Annotated in this window: 11 protein-coding genes; 7 read left to right on the top strand and 4 right to left on the bottom strand. The window is 67.4% G+C overall.

Features of this window, described 5'->3' with window-relative positions; translation table 11 throughout:
* Positions 1–50: 50 nt before the first annotated feature.
* The gene (locus tag DFO68_RS11315; protein ID WP_133483776.1) at positions 51–1,955 is read left to right on the top strand and encodes a PhoX family protein; all 1,905 of its coding nucleotides are present in this window, start codon (positions 51–53) and stop codon (positions 1,953–1,955) included.
* Positions 1,956–2,093: 138 nt separating this feature from the next.
* Here DFO68_RS11315 and mnmC read toward each other — a convergent pair whose 3' ends face one another.
* Together mnmC and DFO68_RS11305 are read right to left on the bottom strand one after the other, a co-directional pair.
* Positions 2,094–4,130: a bifunctional tRNA (5-methylaminomethyl-2-thiouridine)(34)-methyltransferase MnmD/FAD-dependent 5-carboxymethylaminomethyl-2-thiouridine(34) oxidoreductase MnmC gene (gene mnmC / locus DFO68_RS11310; protein WP_432206840.1), complete on the bottom strand. Its 2,037-nt coding sequence runs from the start codon at positions 4,128–4,130 to the stop codon at positions 2,094–2,096.
* The gene (locus DFO68_RS11305; protein ID WP_133483774.1) at positions 4,127–4,426 is read right to left on the bottom strand and encodes a YciI family protein; all 300 of its coding nucleotides are present in this window, start codon (positions 4,424–4,426) and stop codon (positions 4,127–4,129) included. Before DFO68_RS11305 ends, mnmC begins: the two co-directional genes overlap by 4 nt.
* A 120-nt stretch (positions 4,427–4,546) precedes the next feature.
* Between DFO68_RS11305 and DFO68_RS11300 the strand changes: the two genes are divergently transcribed.
* Together DFO68_RS11300 and DFO68_RS11295 are read left to right on the top strand one after the other, a co-directional pair.
* Positions 4,547–5,455 carry a PHP domain-containing protein gene (locus DFO68_RS11300; RefSeq protein WP_133483773.1) on the top strand — a complete coding sequence of 303 codons (909 nt, stop codon included), beginning with the start codon at positions 4,547–4,549 and terminating at the stop codon, positions 5,453–5,455.
* A 64-nt stretch (positions 5,456–5,519) separates the two neighbouring features.
* The gene (locus DFO68_RS11295; RefSeq protein ID WP_133483772.1) at positions 5,520–6,143 is read left to right on the top strand and encodes an L-threonylcarbamoyladenylate synthase; all 624 of its coding nucleotides are present in this window, start codon (positions 5,520–5,522) and stop codon (positions 6,141–6,143) included.
* An 18-nt stretch (positions 6,144–6,161) separates the two neighbouring features.
* Here the strand turns inward: DFO68_RS11295 and DFO68_RS11290 are convergent, their stop codons facing one another.
* Both DFO68_RS11290 and DFO68_RS11285 read right to left on the bottom strand, forming a co-directional pair.
* Complete coding sequence (locus DFO68_RS11290) at positions 6,162–7,097, bottom strand: ion transporter (RefSeq protein WP_133483771.1); 936 nt, start codon at positions 7,095–7,097, stop codon at positions 6,162–6,164.
* 44 nt (positions 7,098–7,141) lie between these two features.
* Complete coding sequence (locus tag DFO68_RS11285; protein ID WP_133483770.1) at positions 7,142–8,026, bottom strand: CYTH domain-containing protein; 885 nt, start codon at positions 8,024–8,026, stop codon at positions 7,142–7,144.
* Positions 8,027–8,293: 267 nt separating this feature from the next.
* Here DFO68_RS11285 and argA point away from each other — a divergent pair, with 267 nt between their 5' ends.
* The 4 genes from argA (at position 8,294) to glrR (ending at position 13,950) form a co-directional block, all read left to right on the top strand.
* On the top strand, positions 8,294–9,607 hold the full coding sequence (gene argA / locus DFO68_RS11280) for an amino-acid N-acetyltransferase (RefSeq protein WP_133483769.1): 1,314 nt from the start codon (positions 8,294–8,296) through the stop codon (positions 9,605–9,607).
* Positions 9,608–10,465: 858 nt separating this feature from the next.
* Positions 10,466–11,971 carry an ATP-binding protein gene (locus tag DFO68_RS11275; RefSeq protein ID WP_133483768.1) on the top strand — a complete coding sequence of 502 codons (1,506 nt, stop codon included), beginning with the start codon at positions 10,466–10,468 and terminating at the stop codon, positions 11,969–11,971.
* A complete protein-coding gene (locus DFO68_RS11270; protein WP_133483767.1) occupies positions 11,968–12,540 on the top strand; it encodes a hypothetical protein in 573 nt (190 codons plus the stop codon). Before DFO68_RS11275 ends, DFO68_RS11270 begins: the two co-directional genes overlap by 4 nt.
* Before the next feature lie 15 nt (positions 12,541–12,555).
* The gene (gene glrR, locus DFO68_RS11265) at positions 12,556–13,950 is read left to right on the top strand and encodes a two-component system response regulator GlrR (protein WP_133483766.1); all 1,395 of its coding nucleotides are present in this window, start codon (positions 12,556–12,558) and stop codon (positions 13,948–13,950) included.
* Positions 13,951–14,054: the final 104 nt, after the last annotated feature.

The following is a 14,054-nucleotide window of genomic DNA, read 5'->3' as shown; positions in this document are numbered from 1 at the left end:
TCGGCGAGGGCATTGTTGCTCGACTCCACTTGATGACCAAGGACGCTCCGATGACGCACTCCATTGACACAAACCGCCGCCGTCTTCTCGGCTTCATGGCGGGCGCCCCCCTTCTGCCGCTCGCCGGTGGTCTTGCCAGCCTGGGCGCCAGCGGTTCCACCTTCGCCGCGAGCCAGGCCAGCCTGGCGTCGGTCAACTTCCTGCCCATGCCGGCGCCTTCCCTGAGCAATCCGGCGGCCATGGCGACCACCACCATCGGCTCGGCCATGCAGCTCAAGATGACCGACGGCACCAGCCGTGAGGTCAAGCTGGCCTATCATCCCTTCTTCATTACCGGCGATCGTGTGCCGGACGGCCAGGGTGGCACCGTGGTCGCCGGCGGCTACTACGATATCGATAACCGGCCGATCCTTGACCCCTCGGCCGACAACCGCCAGTTCTTCTCTGACTGCCCGGACGGTACCAGCCTGCTGACAGTCGAGAATGCCCAGGTGGATCGCGTGTACGGCAATCCGGTGTTCGCCGTCGTGCAGTTCGAGTACGTCACCCGCAACGGCGCCGATGAATCGATGTACGGCCAGCTGCCTTCGCCGATCGCGGTGCTGACGCTGGACCAGAACCCGGAGACCGGCCAGTTGACGCTGGTCAAGTACCACAATATCGACACCTCTCCGGTCAACGGCCTGTGGATCACCTGCGGTGCCAGTCTGTCCCCCTGGGGCACCCACCTGTCCAGCGAGGAGTACGAGCCGGATGCCGCCGCGCCCGATGAGACCTTCAAGAGCTTCTGCAAACATCTGTTCGGCGATGAGAGTCGCGGCAATCCCTATCACTATGGCCACCTGCCGGAAGTGACGGTGAACCCCGACGGCAGCGGTACCCTTGTCAAGCACTACAACCTGGGTCGCATCTCTCATGAGCTGGTTCAGGTCATGCCAGACGAGCGCACCGTGCTGATGGGAGATGATGCCACCAACGGCGGTCTATTCATGTTCGTCGCCGATAGGCCGCGGGATCTGTCATCCGGCACTCTGTACGTGGGCAAGTGGACCCAGGTCTCGGGCGAGGGCCCCGGCGCCGGCGACATCGGCTGGATCCGCCTGGGTCACGCCAGCAGTGACGAGATCAAGACGCTGATTGACGATGGCATCCAGGTGGCGGACATCATGGACGTCCGCAGCGAGGATCCCCAGGACGACAGCTTCACCCGCATCCCCTTTAGCGGCAAGCTCAACTGGGTCAAGCTGAAGCCGGGGATGGAAAAGGCCGCCGCCTTCCTCGAGACGCATCGCTATGCGGCTCTGGTGGGGGCTTCGATGGGCTTTACCAAGATGGAGGGCACTACCGTCAATGCTGCCGACAAGAAAGCCTATTCGGCCATGTCCTACATCTACAAGACGATGACCGACGGTAGCAACGAAATCCACGTTGAAGGCCCGGCCGCCGGCGCGGTCTACGAGCACACTCTGCGCGGTGGCCAGCGCGACAGCGATGGCCAGCCCATCGACAGCGAATGGGTGTCGGTGCATATGGCGCCACCGCCCAATCTGGTGGGCGAGGATCTAGCCGAGCCCGACGCCCTGGGCAACACCGCGCATGCCGAGCGCATCGCCAACCCCGACAACATCAAGTACTCCGAGGCGCTGCGCACGCTGTTCATCGGCGAGGACAGCGGCAATCACGTCAATAACTTCCTGTGGGCCTACAATGTCGACAGCGGTGATCTGACGCGCCTGCTGTCCTGTCCCGCCGGCGCTGAGTCCACCGGGCTACAGGCCGTCGATGCAATCAATGGATGGACCTACATCATGAGCAACTTCCAGCATCCAGGCGACTGGGATAGCCCCTTGCACGACCAGGTCCGTGAGACCCTGGACCCCTACGTGCGCGCCAATTACAAGGACCTCTATGGCGCAGCGGTAGGCTACATCACTGGCATGCCCAAGCTCGGCTGATCACCTATCCCTCGCGCCCTCGGCCTGGCACCGGCCGAGGGTGACCTTCTATGTTTATCCCGCCATGGCAAGCCCGCCTGGTGCATCAGGCGGGCTTGCCGTATGTGGTGTGGGCCCAGCACGCGACAGTCTGACCCGTTAGCCGTTCGTCTGGCGCGTGATCAGCTCGCGAATCAGCCGCCGCCCCGGATGCAGGTGGTCGACCAGCGCTCCCTCCAGGGGCATCGGCTCGTCGCAGATCCGTGAGGCGATCACCTCCGCGCACAAGGGCGCGCTGGCCAGCCCCCGGGCGCCATGGGCGGCGCTGATCCACAGCCCGGCATGGTGGCGTCCCGGCGTGTCGGGGACCCGGGTGGCATCCCGGGCCAGCACCGCATAGTCGCGCCGCCAGGTCTTGGCGTCGGGCACTGGGCCGGCATAGGGGGACTTGTCGGGACTGGCGGCGCGCACCGCGGCGCGGCCATCGAGGTGTGCCGGGTCGAGCCGGGCCCCTGCCTCGCGCAGAGCGGCCATGAAGGCCGGCAGGGTGGCCTCGAGCTCGGCCAGGTTGGCCGCGTGGTCGGCCTGGCGGATACCGGTGTCCGTGTCGTGGGGTGAAAAGCTCGCGCCAAAACTGAGTACGCCGTTCAGCGCCGGCGACACATAACCGCCGGCGCAGATCACCCGGCCCAGGGTGGGCGCACCCGGTGGCAGGGGGAGGCAACTGAGCTGGCCGCGCACCGGCTGCAGCGGCAACGCCGCGGTCTGCATGAAGCGGTTGGCCAGCGCAGCAGTGGCCACCACCACCTGGTCGGCCGAAAGGCACTCGCCGTCGGCCAGCATCAGTGACCAGCCCGTCTCGTGCGGCGCAACATCGACGACTTCCGCGCGGCGCAGGGTGATGCCCGACGTGGCGGCGAGTCGTGCGCAGAGTGCTGCCGGCCGCACCCAGCCCGCCCCAAGGTACTCCAGCCCTCCGTGGAAGATCTGTGTGCCGGCCAGCCGCGAGGTCTCGTCCGCGGTCACGCCATGCACCACGCTCTCCGGCAGGGAGTGATGGGCCAAAAACCGGCTCTGCCGCCGGGCCTCCTTCTCGCTCGTCGCCAGCTGCAGCACGCCGCAGTCGTCCCATAGTGTGCGTTCGGGGTCCAGGGCCTCGAGCCAGCGCCGGCTGTACAGGAGGCCGGCCAGATACACCCGGCTCTGGACATTGGTCTCGGCGGCCAGTTTGACGTAGAGCGCGCCTTGACGGTTACCCGAGCCGCCGCTGCCGGGGGTCTCCCGCTCGATCAGGGTCACGGCCACGCCGCGCCGGGCCAAGGCGGCGGCGGTGGCCGCCCCGGCGATGCCAGCACCGATCACCGCGACATGGCGCGCCGGTCGCGGGGGCGGGGGCAGGAACCAGGGGGTGGCGGCGCGTCGGCGATCCACGACGGGCGTGGCGAGCTCCCCGGCCAGCATCTCGCGCTTGCGCCCGAAGCCTGGCACCTTGCGCCAGCGGAAGCCAGCGGCGGCGAGTCCCCGCTTGACCACCCCGGCGCAGGTGAAGGTGGCCAGGGTCGCCCCGGGCCGCGAGCGGGCCGCCATCACCGCGAATAGCTCGGGTCGCCACATCTCAGGGTTCTTCGCCGGGGCGAAGCCATCAAGGAACCAGGTGTCGACTTGGCCGTCAAGCAGCGCCAGCCGCTCGACGCTGTCGCCGAGGTGGAGATCCAGGGTGACCCGGTCATCGAGCCATAGCCGATGCACGCCGGCCACCGGCTCGGGCCACTGACTCATCAGGCGCTCGGCCCGCTCGGCCAGCTCCGGCCAGGCGTCCAGCGCCCGGGCCAGGTCGTTGCGGTCAAGCGGGAACTTCTCGGTGGAGACCAGGTGCAGCCGGGCCTCCGGCGGGGCATGGGCAGCGAAGCAGGCCCAGGCGCAGAGCATGTTGAGCCCGGTGCCGAAGCCGGTCTCGCCGATCACGAAAGGGCGTGACTCACGCCACTCCCGGAAACGGCGCGGCAAGTCATTGGCGGCGATAAACACATGCTCGGTCTCGGCGCGGCCGTCATGACGCGAGAAGTAGACGTCATCGAAGGCAGTGGAATGTGGCACTTCCTCACCAATGTCGTCTCTTCGCCAGTCGAGGCGGGCACGCTCAAGGCCGGCGAGCGCAGGCAGGACGCCGGGGGCAGGGCTTAGGGCAGGGCTCAGGGCAGAATCTTCTTGAACGGCTTCACTGTCACCTTGGCGTAGACGCCGGCGATCATGTAGGGGTCGGCGTCTGCCCATGCCTGGGCGCTTTCCAGGTCATCGAATTCGGCGACCACCAGGCTGCCGGTGAAGCCGGCCTCGCCCGGGTCCTCGCTGTCGATCGCGGGGTAGGGACCGGCCAGCACCAGGCGACCCTCGTCGCGCAGCATCTCGAGACGGGCTAGATGGTCGGGACGGGCGGAAAGCCGCCGCTCCAGGCTGTCGTTCACATCCTCACTGATGATGGCGTAGAGCATCTCGTATCTTCCTCGCTGATGGGCGGCTCGCGCCGCGGGTGCGACCGGGCCCGGCATTGACCGTCACCGGTCGGGCACGCAACATGGACGCTCATTCTGACAAAGTCACCTGCCGGCGTCATGCCCATGCCAGCACTTCCCCTGCGCTTCGAGGGCGAGCCCCTCACCATCGACCTGCACATGCACTCCACGGCCTCCGACGGCGCCTTGCCGCCGGCCGAGGTGGTGGCGCTGTGCCGCGCCCGCGGGCTCACCCACATGGCGCTGACCGATCACGACACCATGGACGGCATCGTCGAGGCGCAGGCAGCGGCACGCCGTGAGGGAATCCGGCTGGTTCCCGGCACCGAGCTCTCGACGCAATGGCGCGGCGTCAACATCCACGTGGTGGGCTTGCTGCCCGAGGGGCCTAGAGGCGACCTGGTGGCGGGCCTTGTGGCCCAGGCCGAGGCCCGCGAGCGGCGGGCCCTGGCGATTGCCGAGCGCATGGAGAAGGTCGGGCTCGCCGATGCTCTGGCCCGCGCCCGTGAGCAGGCCGGCTCGCCGCGCCCGCTGGGCCGCCCGGACTTCGCTCGGGCGCTGGTCGCGGCTGGCCTGGTGCCCGATATGGGCACCGCCTTCGCCAAGCACCTGGGCAACGGTAAGCCCGGCGACATCAAGGCCCACTGGCCCTTTCTCTCCGCGGCGGTGGGCTGGCTCCTCGATGCCGGCGGCGTGGCCGTGCTGGCGCATCCACTGCGCCACGGCCTGACCCGGCGCAAGCGCGGCCAGCTGCTGGACGACTTTGCCGCCGCCGGGGGGCAGGCCGCCGAGCTGGTCAGCGGCTTCCAGAATGCCGACCTGACCCGCGACCTGGCCCGCCAGCTCCAGGATCGCGGCCTCTACGGCTCGGTGGGCAGCGACTTCCACTTCCCTGGCGGTCACCTGGCGCCCGGCAGCATGGGTGCGGTGCCACGCACGGCGACACCGCCGGTGTGGACCCACCCGCGGCTGGCGGCCCTTGTCAGCCTGCCGGCCTCGGCCGCCTGAGTCCGGGGGCGGGATTCGCTATAGTGATAGATACCTTCCACCGGCCACCGAACAGGGAGCTTGCATGAGCCAGTTCTTCCAGATTCACCCCGATAATCCCCAGAAGCGCCTGATCGACCAGGCGATCCAGATCATCCGCAATGGCGGCGTGGTCGCCTACCCGACGGATTCCGGCTATGCCCTGGGCTGCCACCTGGGCGACAAGAAGGCCATCGAGAAGATCAAGTGGGTGCGCTCGCTGGATGACAAGCACAACTTCACCCTGGTGTGTTCCGACCTCTCGCAGATTGGCACTTACGCCAAGGTGGACAACGACGTCTTCCGGTTGCTCAAGGCCCACACGCCTGGACCCTATACCTTCATCCTGGAGGCCACCAGCGAGGTGCCGCGGCTGCTGCTGCACCCCAAGCGCCGCTCCATCGGTGTGCGCGTGCCGGACCATGCCATCACCCGGGCGCTGCTCGCCGCCCTGGGCGAGCCGCTGATGAGCGTTACCCTGATTCCGGTCGGCGAGGCGCTGCCGATGACCGATGCCGAGGAGATTCGCGAGCGCTTTGGCGCCCACCTCGAGCTGATCATCGACGGCGGCGCTTGCCACTTGGAGCCCACCAGCGTGATCGACCTGCGTGACCTGCCGCCGAAGATCCTTCGCGAGGGGCGAGGCGACGTTACTCCCTTCCAGGTTTGATCCCTGCCCGCCGCCGGCTCAGCTTGCCGGCGGTGACCCTGCATCGTCGTTCTTCTTGCCGCTATGGTGGCGGCGCCACCAGGCCTTACGTTGCTCCTCGGGCAGGCGTGGGTCGGGAGTGGTCTCGTCGAGCCAGGTGCCGCACTTCAGGCAGTAGCGGGCACGTTTCTCGTGGCGTTCGTGGCCACAGCCGGGGCAGGCCTCCTCGGAGTAGCGCTCCTCGCGGATCGAGCGGATCACCTGGGCGGAGAAGACCCCGGTGGGCACGGCGATGATCGAATAGCCGGTCAGCATCAGCATCACCGTGATCGCCTGGCCCAGCGGGGTCACCGGCACGATGTCGCCATAGCCCACCGTGGTCAGGCTGACGATGGCCCAGTAGATCGCCATGGGAATGCTGGTGAAGCCGGCTTCCCGGGGCTCGATCAGGTACATCACGGCGGCGAAGATGGTCACCAGCATGAAGATGGTGAAGAAGAACAGCAGGATCTGGTGGCTACTGCGCTTCAAAGCATCCATCAGCAGCCGTCCCTCACCGACGAACTGCATCAAGCGCAGCACCCGGAAGATGCGCAGGGTACGCAGCAGGCGCACCACCACCAGCGTCTGGGTGCCGGGCAGGATCAGCGTCAGCCAGGTGGGCAGGATGGCGATCACGTCGATGATTCCGTAGAAACTCTTCAGGTACAGCCAGGGACGCTCGAGGCAGTAGAGGCGTACCGCCAATTCGAGGGTGAAGGCGAGAGTAAAGGCCCACTCTAGCCAGAAGAACAGGCTAGCGTACTCGGCGCGCAGGCTGGCCACGCTCTCCAGCAGCACCACCAGCACGCTGGCGAGTATCACCACGATCAGGGCGATGTCGAAGCCCTTGGCCAGCGGGGTGTCGGACTCGAAGATGATCTGGAAGACCCGGGTGTGCAGGCCTTCGCCGGCGGGCTTGGGAAGATGGTTCACGGTTTTGTCCTTGTGGTGACGGGCCCGGGCCTGGGGAGGTCCGGTCAGGCCAGGTCGATGTCGCCGGGCACCCGGCGGGCCAGCCGCAGCATCCGACGGCCGAAGGCCGGGGTCAGCCAGCCTTCGCCACCCAGGGCCGCGGCGAGGGCGCGGGCGTCGTCGCGCAATGCACCATCGTCGAGGGCATCATCGCCCAGTTCCGCCAGCTGCTGGAAGGCTCGCCTCGCCTCGCCACGCCAGGCCGGCTGACCGGTATCGGCCAGGGCATCCAGTGCCACCGTGGCGCGATGCAGCCAGGCCGTGGAAGTGGTGCCCTTGGGCAGTGTCCAACGGCCGTCGAGCAGCGCCCCGCCGCGGGCCGCCTTGCTGGTGTCCGAAGGGCGCAGTGCTACCGTGTCGGCCAGCGCCTCGGCCAGCGACCACAACACCGCCGGCTCGCCGGCCTTGAGCTCCAGTTCCAGTTCGCGGATTGCCACCGCCCGATTCCCCGCGCGGATCTCACCCAGGTCCAGGGCAACCTCTAGGGCCACCCCCTCCGCCTCCAGCCACCAGGTCTCGCGCACGAAGTCGGTGGTAAAACATGGCACCAGGCGCTCGAGCAGGCCGAAATCGCGCTCGGCCATGGGCGGCAGCGCGGCTAGCCCCTCGAGATCCAGGCCCGGGCCGGGCACCTGCCACTCCCATTCGCCACGGGTCGAGAGACCGCCGCCGCCCTGGCCACGGGTCTTCAAGGTCTGCAGCAGCCGGTCGTCGGCACGGCGCAGGCGCAGTGCCATGCGTGCCCGCTCCAACTCGCCCTGCGGGGTATCGTAGTAGGTGTTACCCAGGCGCGTAACCGTGGAGGTCAGGCCGGCCAGGCGGGGATGGCGGCGCAGGGCCTCGGGCGCCTCGTCCCCCAGGGCCAGCTTGAGCTCGATCTCGTCTGCCATCGGGGGTGTCACCTCTTTATTAATGTATCTTCGATGAATTTGTCATGGCCATGAGGTTCGGTCACTGGCCATTCCATCCGCTGTAGGCCCATATCGTCAAGGCCATAGAGTGTGGGGCCAGCGATGCGGCCAATGCCGTGGGGGCGTTGGCAGCGATAAGCAGCGTGGTCCAGGCCAGGGGCCAGGGCAAGATCGGTGCCGCCGTTTTCGTCGCTCTGATATAGTGGCGAGGCTTCCCCTTCGTTCACCTGCTGCCGGAGTGCGGCCTTGGATACTCGTTTCCCCTTCGTCGACTGGTTCCGCAATTCCTCTCCCTACATCAATGCCCATCACGGGCGTACCTTCGTGATCCTGATCGAGGGCGAGGCGATGGCCAGCGGGCGAGGGGAGCAGCTGGTCCAGGACCTGACGCTGCTGCACACCCTGGGCGTGCGGCTGGTGGTGGTGTTCGGTATCCGCCCCCAGGTGCGGCGGGCCCTCGACGAGGCGGGCATCGTGCCCCAGCACCACCAGGGCCGCTGGGTCGCCGACGAGACGATCATGGCGTGGGTCGAGCGTATCGCCGCCGAGCAGCGTCTGTGGCTCGAGGCGCGGCTCTCGCCGGGGCTGCCCAACACGCCGCTGCATGGCATCGAGATGACCGTGGTCTCCGGCAACCTGGTGATGGCCAAGCCGCTGGGCGTGCGCGATGGCATCGACTTCGACCACAGTGGCGAGGTGCGTCGGGTCAGGGCACAGGCCATCGAGGGGCTGCTCGAGGGTGGCTCGCTGGTGGTCCTGCCACCGCTGGGTTTCTCCAGTATCGGCGAGGTCTTCGATCTGGATGCCGCCGAGGTGGCCTGCCACGCCGCCACGGCGCTCGGCGCCGACAAGTTGATCCTGCTCGGCGAATCTTGTGGGCTGTTCGATCGCAGCGGACAGCTGCAGCGTCAGCTGACGCCGGACGAGGCTGAGCCGCTGTTTCAGCAGGCCGCCCCGTCCAGTGAACTGGCCCGTCACCTCGGTGCGGCCTGTGCTGCGGCGCGACATGGTGTAGCCCGTACCCACCTGCTCTCCTGGCATGACCATGACGCTCTGCTCGGTGAGCTGTTCACCCGCGACGGCGTGGGCACCATGATCACCGAGCATCGCTACGAGCAGTTACGTAACGCCGAGCTCGGCGACATCGGCGGTCTGCTCGAGCTACTCGAGCCGCTCGAGCGGCGGGGCATGCTGGTGCCGCGCTCCCGGGAGCGGCTGGAGTACGAGATCGACGACTACCTGGTGATCGAACGCGACGGCATGATCATCGGCTGCGCGGCCCTGCATACCTTCGACGAAGCTGCCATGGGCGAGCTTGCCTGTGTGGCGGTCCACGACGATTACCGGGGTGGGGCACGCGGGGCACTACTGCTTGCCGAGATCGAGCGCCGCGCCCGCCGCCTGGGGCTCTCGGCGCTGTTCGCCCTGACCACCCACACCACCCACTGGTTCTTCGAGCATGGCTTTCGCCTCGCCGATATCGAGGCGCTGCCGCCGCTGCGTCGCGATACCTACAACCATGCGCGCAAGTCCAAGATCCTCGTCAAGCCCCTCGCCTGAGAGGCGTGCTGTTGCCGGGCGACATCGACAGGGAGCCGGCGTCGCCACGCGAAGACACGCTAAGCGATTGAAAAATTGCGTTTTCCGTCGCGAGTGATGAATGGTGTCGCCATCGAGCGACACTATCGCCGCCATGACGTCCATCTTCCGGCTATCACTTCGCTTGTTTGTTGCACCACCTCGTTCCTGAGGTTTTCAACCTCCTGATATAAAAGGTGTTACACGGTTTTTGGCACGCCCTTGGCATTATTCGGGGTGAGCAAGCAAGGGGTTACGGTTCATTCGGCTCGAACCGTTCCCCGGTCGCCGACGGCAAGGCGGGATTTCACGACCCCGTGCGCCCGCGCCGCGAAGCGGCCAGTGTCTGCTCCCAGCGATGTGTGACGTAGGTTGCGATGAGACGATACCGCCGCCAGGCAAGGATCGGTATCGAGAGGGCAAGGACGCCCTGGCAGGGATGCCTCTCCCCCGCCGCGGGGGATCGAATCGCGTAGCATCGCCATCGGCCCGCGGCCGAGGCGGTGGTGCCAGGAACGGAGCAGGGCGGCACACCACGCGATGGTGTGTCACCCACATGAGGACGACCAGCCCCTGGTGGCAGATGGCGACTCATGGCTTCGGGGCCTTCCCGGCCCATGGACATTCGGGCAACGGACGGACCAGGTCGTCGGTTGAGCGAGTGCCCAGACCCTTTAGTTCCCTGCGTATTGGGCCGGCTCTGCCGGCCTTTTTTTTGGCGGTTTTAGGCGGGTTGTGCCCGGCGGATGGCGCCGGTTGGCGGGGCGCTCGGCGGAACTCTGGTATCCTGGGAAGAAGACAATGGTGGTTCCCGTTACTCCCCTGCAAAGAACGCTGTCCATGATCTCAGCCGTTACACGCCGTTGGCGGCCACGTTCGCTGTTGCAGCTGGTACTGCTGGCCTTCCTGGTGGTGATGTTGCCGCTGGCGGTGTTGATGATCCAGGCCGGACACGCCCTCTCGCAGCTGTCGCGCCTGGCCGATGTCAGTGCCCGCCAGGCGGTGGAGGAGACCCGGCGTGCCCGTTCGCTGGGCGCCCTGGCGCTGGAAATGGAACGCAGCGCCCGCCAGTATGCCGTGGTCGGGGATGAGAGCCTGCTGGCGATCTTCGCCGAGCGTCTCACGGAGTTCCGTGAGCTGCTGGCCCAGCAGCGCCAGCTGTTGTCCGATGATCCCGATGTGGCGGCGCTGGAGAAGAAGCTCGATGCGCTCGCCGAGCTACCCGACCTGCCGCGCGAGGCATTCAACGACCGGCTCGCCGACTTCCTGCCCTTCGCCCAGCATACCGAGGCGATGCGCCACGCCACCAACCGGCGCATCGATGCGCGCATCGAAGGCATCCGTGCCCGGGCCGAGGCCGTGCAGGTGCGCCTCTGGTGGCAGACCGCGGCGCTGGTCTCGGCGAGCCTGGTGCTGATGCTGCTGGTCACCCGGCTGATCATCCAGCCGATTCGCCAGCTCGAGCGACGCATCCTGGGGATTGGCAGCGTGGGGGGCGATAGGCGGGAAACGCCGCGGCCCCTCAAGGGCCCGGCGGAACTGGTCACCCTGGACAAGCGGCTGGATTGGCTGGCCTTGCGGCTCGAGGAGCTCGAGGCCCAGAAGCAACAGTTTCTGCGCCACATGTCGCATGAACTCAAGACGCCGCTGGCCAGCGTGCGCGAGGGAGCATCGCTGCTCACCGACGGCGTGGCCGGTGAAGTCACGCCGCGCCAGCGTGAGATACTCGAGCTGATCGATGCCAGCGGGCGCGAGCTGCAGCAGCTGATCGAGCAACTGCTCGATTACCACCTGTTCCAGCACCATCGCCAAGCCGATATCGAATGGCTGGACGTCGCCACCGTGGCCAAGGAGGTGCTAGCCAAGCACCGCCTGGCCCTGGATAACAAGCAGATGCGCGTCATTTGCTTCGATGGCCCCCTGTCCTGGGGTCTCGATCGCACCGCCACGGCCCGGGTACTCGACAACCTGATTTCCAATGCCATCGCCTACGGCGAGGATGACGGAGTGCTGGAGATCCGTGCCCGACCGCTGCGCGACCGGCTGGTGATCGAGGTGGCCAACAGTGGCGAACCGATCGCCGTCGAGGATCGCGCGCGGCTCTTCGAGGCCTTCTTCCAGGGCAGTCTGCGTCGCAAGGGGCCGCTCAAGGGCTCCGGCATCGGCCTCTCAGTGGCGGCCGACTGTGCCCGGCTCCAGCAGGGTAGCCTTGAGCTCGTGGACGACCCGCGGCTGGCAGTGTGCTTTCGCCTGACCTTGCCGCGGCAGAGCCCGCTGCCCCAGCCGGATGACGCCCCGCCCATGCTCGCCCTGGCCGCTACCCAGGCAAGGAGTGACATACCATGACCGCGCGCCTGCTGCTGTTGTGTCTGTCCATGGCCTGGCTGGCCGGCTGCCAATACCTGCCCGAACGCCTGCCGCTACCCGACGCCTCCTCGTCCCTGCCGGGCGACGCCGAGGGATCGGCGGCCTGTCATGCTGAGTTGCCGGACTTCGCCAATGCATCCTGCCTTCTTGACGACTGGGTCGCCTTCGGCCTGGCTTCCCAGCGCGGCGACCGCGAATGGCGGCAGGCCACCCTGGCCCGCCTGCAGGGTGATGCCAAGGAGCGACGCCTGGCCCGTGCCGTGCTGCTCGGTTGGGGAAATGCGCAGCAGTGGAGGCGCGCCTCGGAGCTCTACAAGGCCGATCTCCACGCGGCGCCTGCCCGGCTGCAACCGCTGCTGCGCTACTGGCTCAACGAGCTGGAGGGGCGCCGTCGCCTGGCCGGCCAGTTGGCCGAGAGTCGCCACGAGCACCACGCCGCCGTGGAGGAGAATGCACGCCTCTCCGCGCAGCTCGAGGCGATGGCCGAGAAGCTCGATCAGCTCACCGCCATCGAACAGAGCATCAACCTGCGACAGCAGAATGAATGAAACGGGAGAGACGACATGAAGCAGACCGGACGCCAGCCCAATGCCGGGGGGCAGCGCGCGCACATCCTGCTGGTGGATGACGACGTCAGCCTGCTGACACTGCTGGGCATGCGCCTGGAGAGCCGCGGCTACCGTGTCACCACCGCCGAGAGTGGCCGCGAGGCTCTCAAGCGGCTGGACGTCGCCCGCCCCGACCTGGTGCTCTCGGACCTGCGCATGGACGAGATGGACGGCCTGGCGCTGTTCCAGGAACTCCAGCGCCGGGTGCCGGGCCTGCCGGTGATCCTCCTCACTGCCCATGGCTCGATCCCCGATGCGGTGAGCGCCACCCGCCAGGGGGTGTTCGGCTTTCTCACCAAGCCGGTGGACCGCGATGAGCTCTTCGCCACCATCGACGACGCCCTGGCCCAGACCTCTACCCCCGCCACCGAGGGCGACGATCGTTGGCGCGAGGCGATCATCACCCGTAATCCGGAGATGGAGCGCATCCTCGAGCAGGCGCAGATGGTGGCTGCGGCCGACGTCAGCGTGCTGATCACCGGCGCCTCCGGGTCGGGCAAGGAGCTGCTGGCCGAGGCCATCCACAAGGCTAGTCCGCGGGCCGCCAAGCCCTTCGTGGCGATCAACTGCGGGGCACTGCCCGAACAGCTGCTGGAGAGCGAACTGTTCGGCCACGCGCGGGGCGCCTTTACCGGTGCGGTGAGCGAGCATCGCGGCCTTTTCCAGGCGGCCGACGGCGGCACCCTGTTTCTCGACGAGATCGGCGATATGCCACTGGCGCTGCAGGTCAAGCTGCTGCGCGCCCTGCAGGAGCGCCAGATTCGCCCCCTCGGTTCCACCTCATCGATCCCCATCGATGTGCGCATCATCTCGGCCACCCATCGCGATCTGGACCGCGCCATGCACGAGGGCGAGTTCCGCGAGGATCTCTTCTATCGCCTCAACGTGGTCAACCTGCGGCTGCCGCCGCTCAAGGAGCGCGCCGAGGATGTGCCGCTGCTCGCCAAGCACCTGCTCGCCCAGGCCGCCGCCCGGCACAAGCCCTTCGTCAAGGGCTTCTCTCCGGAGGCACTTAACCTGCTGGCCGCCTCGGCCTGGCCCGGCAATGTCCGCCAGCTGGTCAATGTGGTGGAGCAGTGCGTGGCCCTGACCACCTCGCCGATGATCCCGCAGGGCCTGGTGGCCCAGGCGCTGGCTGCCGAGGAGAGTGCTTTGCCGACCTTCAACGACGCCCGGGCCGGCTTCGAGCGCAGCTATCTGGTCAAGGTGCTCAAGATCACCGAGGGCAACGTCACCCAGGCGGCGCGCATCGCCGGGCGCAACCGCACCGATTTCTACAAGCTGCTGGCCCGCCACGAGCTCGAGCCCGGCGCCTTCAAGCCGGCCGCCCGCCAGGCCGATCACCACTAGCCCGGCACCATCGAGTAGGAGGGGGAGTCGCCTCCCCCGTCCTCTCACACCACCGGGCATACGGTTCCGTACCACGGCGGTTCACGAAGAACGATTAAGCCCTC

This window comes from Halomonas ventosae, assembly GCF_004361885.1.
Lineage (GTDB): Bacteria > Pseudomonadota > Gammaproteobacteria > Pseudomonadales > Halomonadaceae > Halomonas > Halomonas ventosae_C.
This window is presented reverse-complemented; position numbering and strand designations above follow the sequence as displayed.

Excerpts from the sequence above, each read along its gene's own strand:
- DFO68_RS11270 (WP_133483767.1), top strand. The coding sequence starts at position 11,968 with ATGACCGCGCGCCTGCTGCTGTTGTGTCTGTCCATGGCCTGGCTGGCC.
- DFO68_RS11315 (WP_133483776.1), top strand. The coding sequence starts at position 51 with ATGACGCACTCCATTGACACAAACCGCCGCCGTCTTCTCGGCTTCATG.
- DFO68_RS11305 (WP_133483774.1), bottom strand. The coding sequence starts at position 4,426 with ATGCTCTACGCCATCATCAGTGAGGATGTGAACGACAGCCTGGAGCGG.
- DFO68_RS11275 (WP_133483768.1), top strand. The coding sequence starts at position 10,466 with ATGATCTCAGCCGTTACACGCCGTTGGCGGCCACGTTCGCTGTTGCAG.
- glrR (WP_133483766.1), top strand. The coding sequence starts at position 12,556 with ATGAAGCAGACCGGACGCCAGCCCAATGCCGGGGGGCAGCGCGCGCAC.
- DFO68_RS11300 (WP_133483773.1), top strand. The coding sequence starts at position 4,547 with ATGCCCATGCCAGCACTTCCCCTGCGCTTCGAGGGCGAGCCCCTCACC.
- DFO68_RS11295 (WP_133483772.1), top strand. The coding sequence starts at position 5,520 with ATGAGCCAGTTCTTCCAGATTCACCCCGATAATCCCCAGAAGCGCCTG.
- DFO68_RS11285 (WP_133483770.1), bottom strand. The coding sequence starts at position 8,026 with ATGGCAGACGAGATCGAGCTCAAGCTGGCCCTGGGGGACGAGGCGCCC.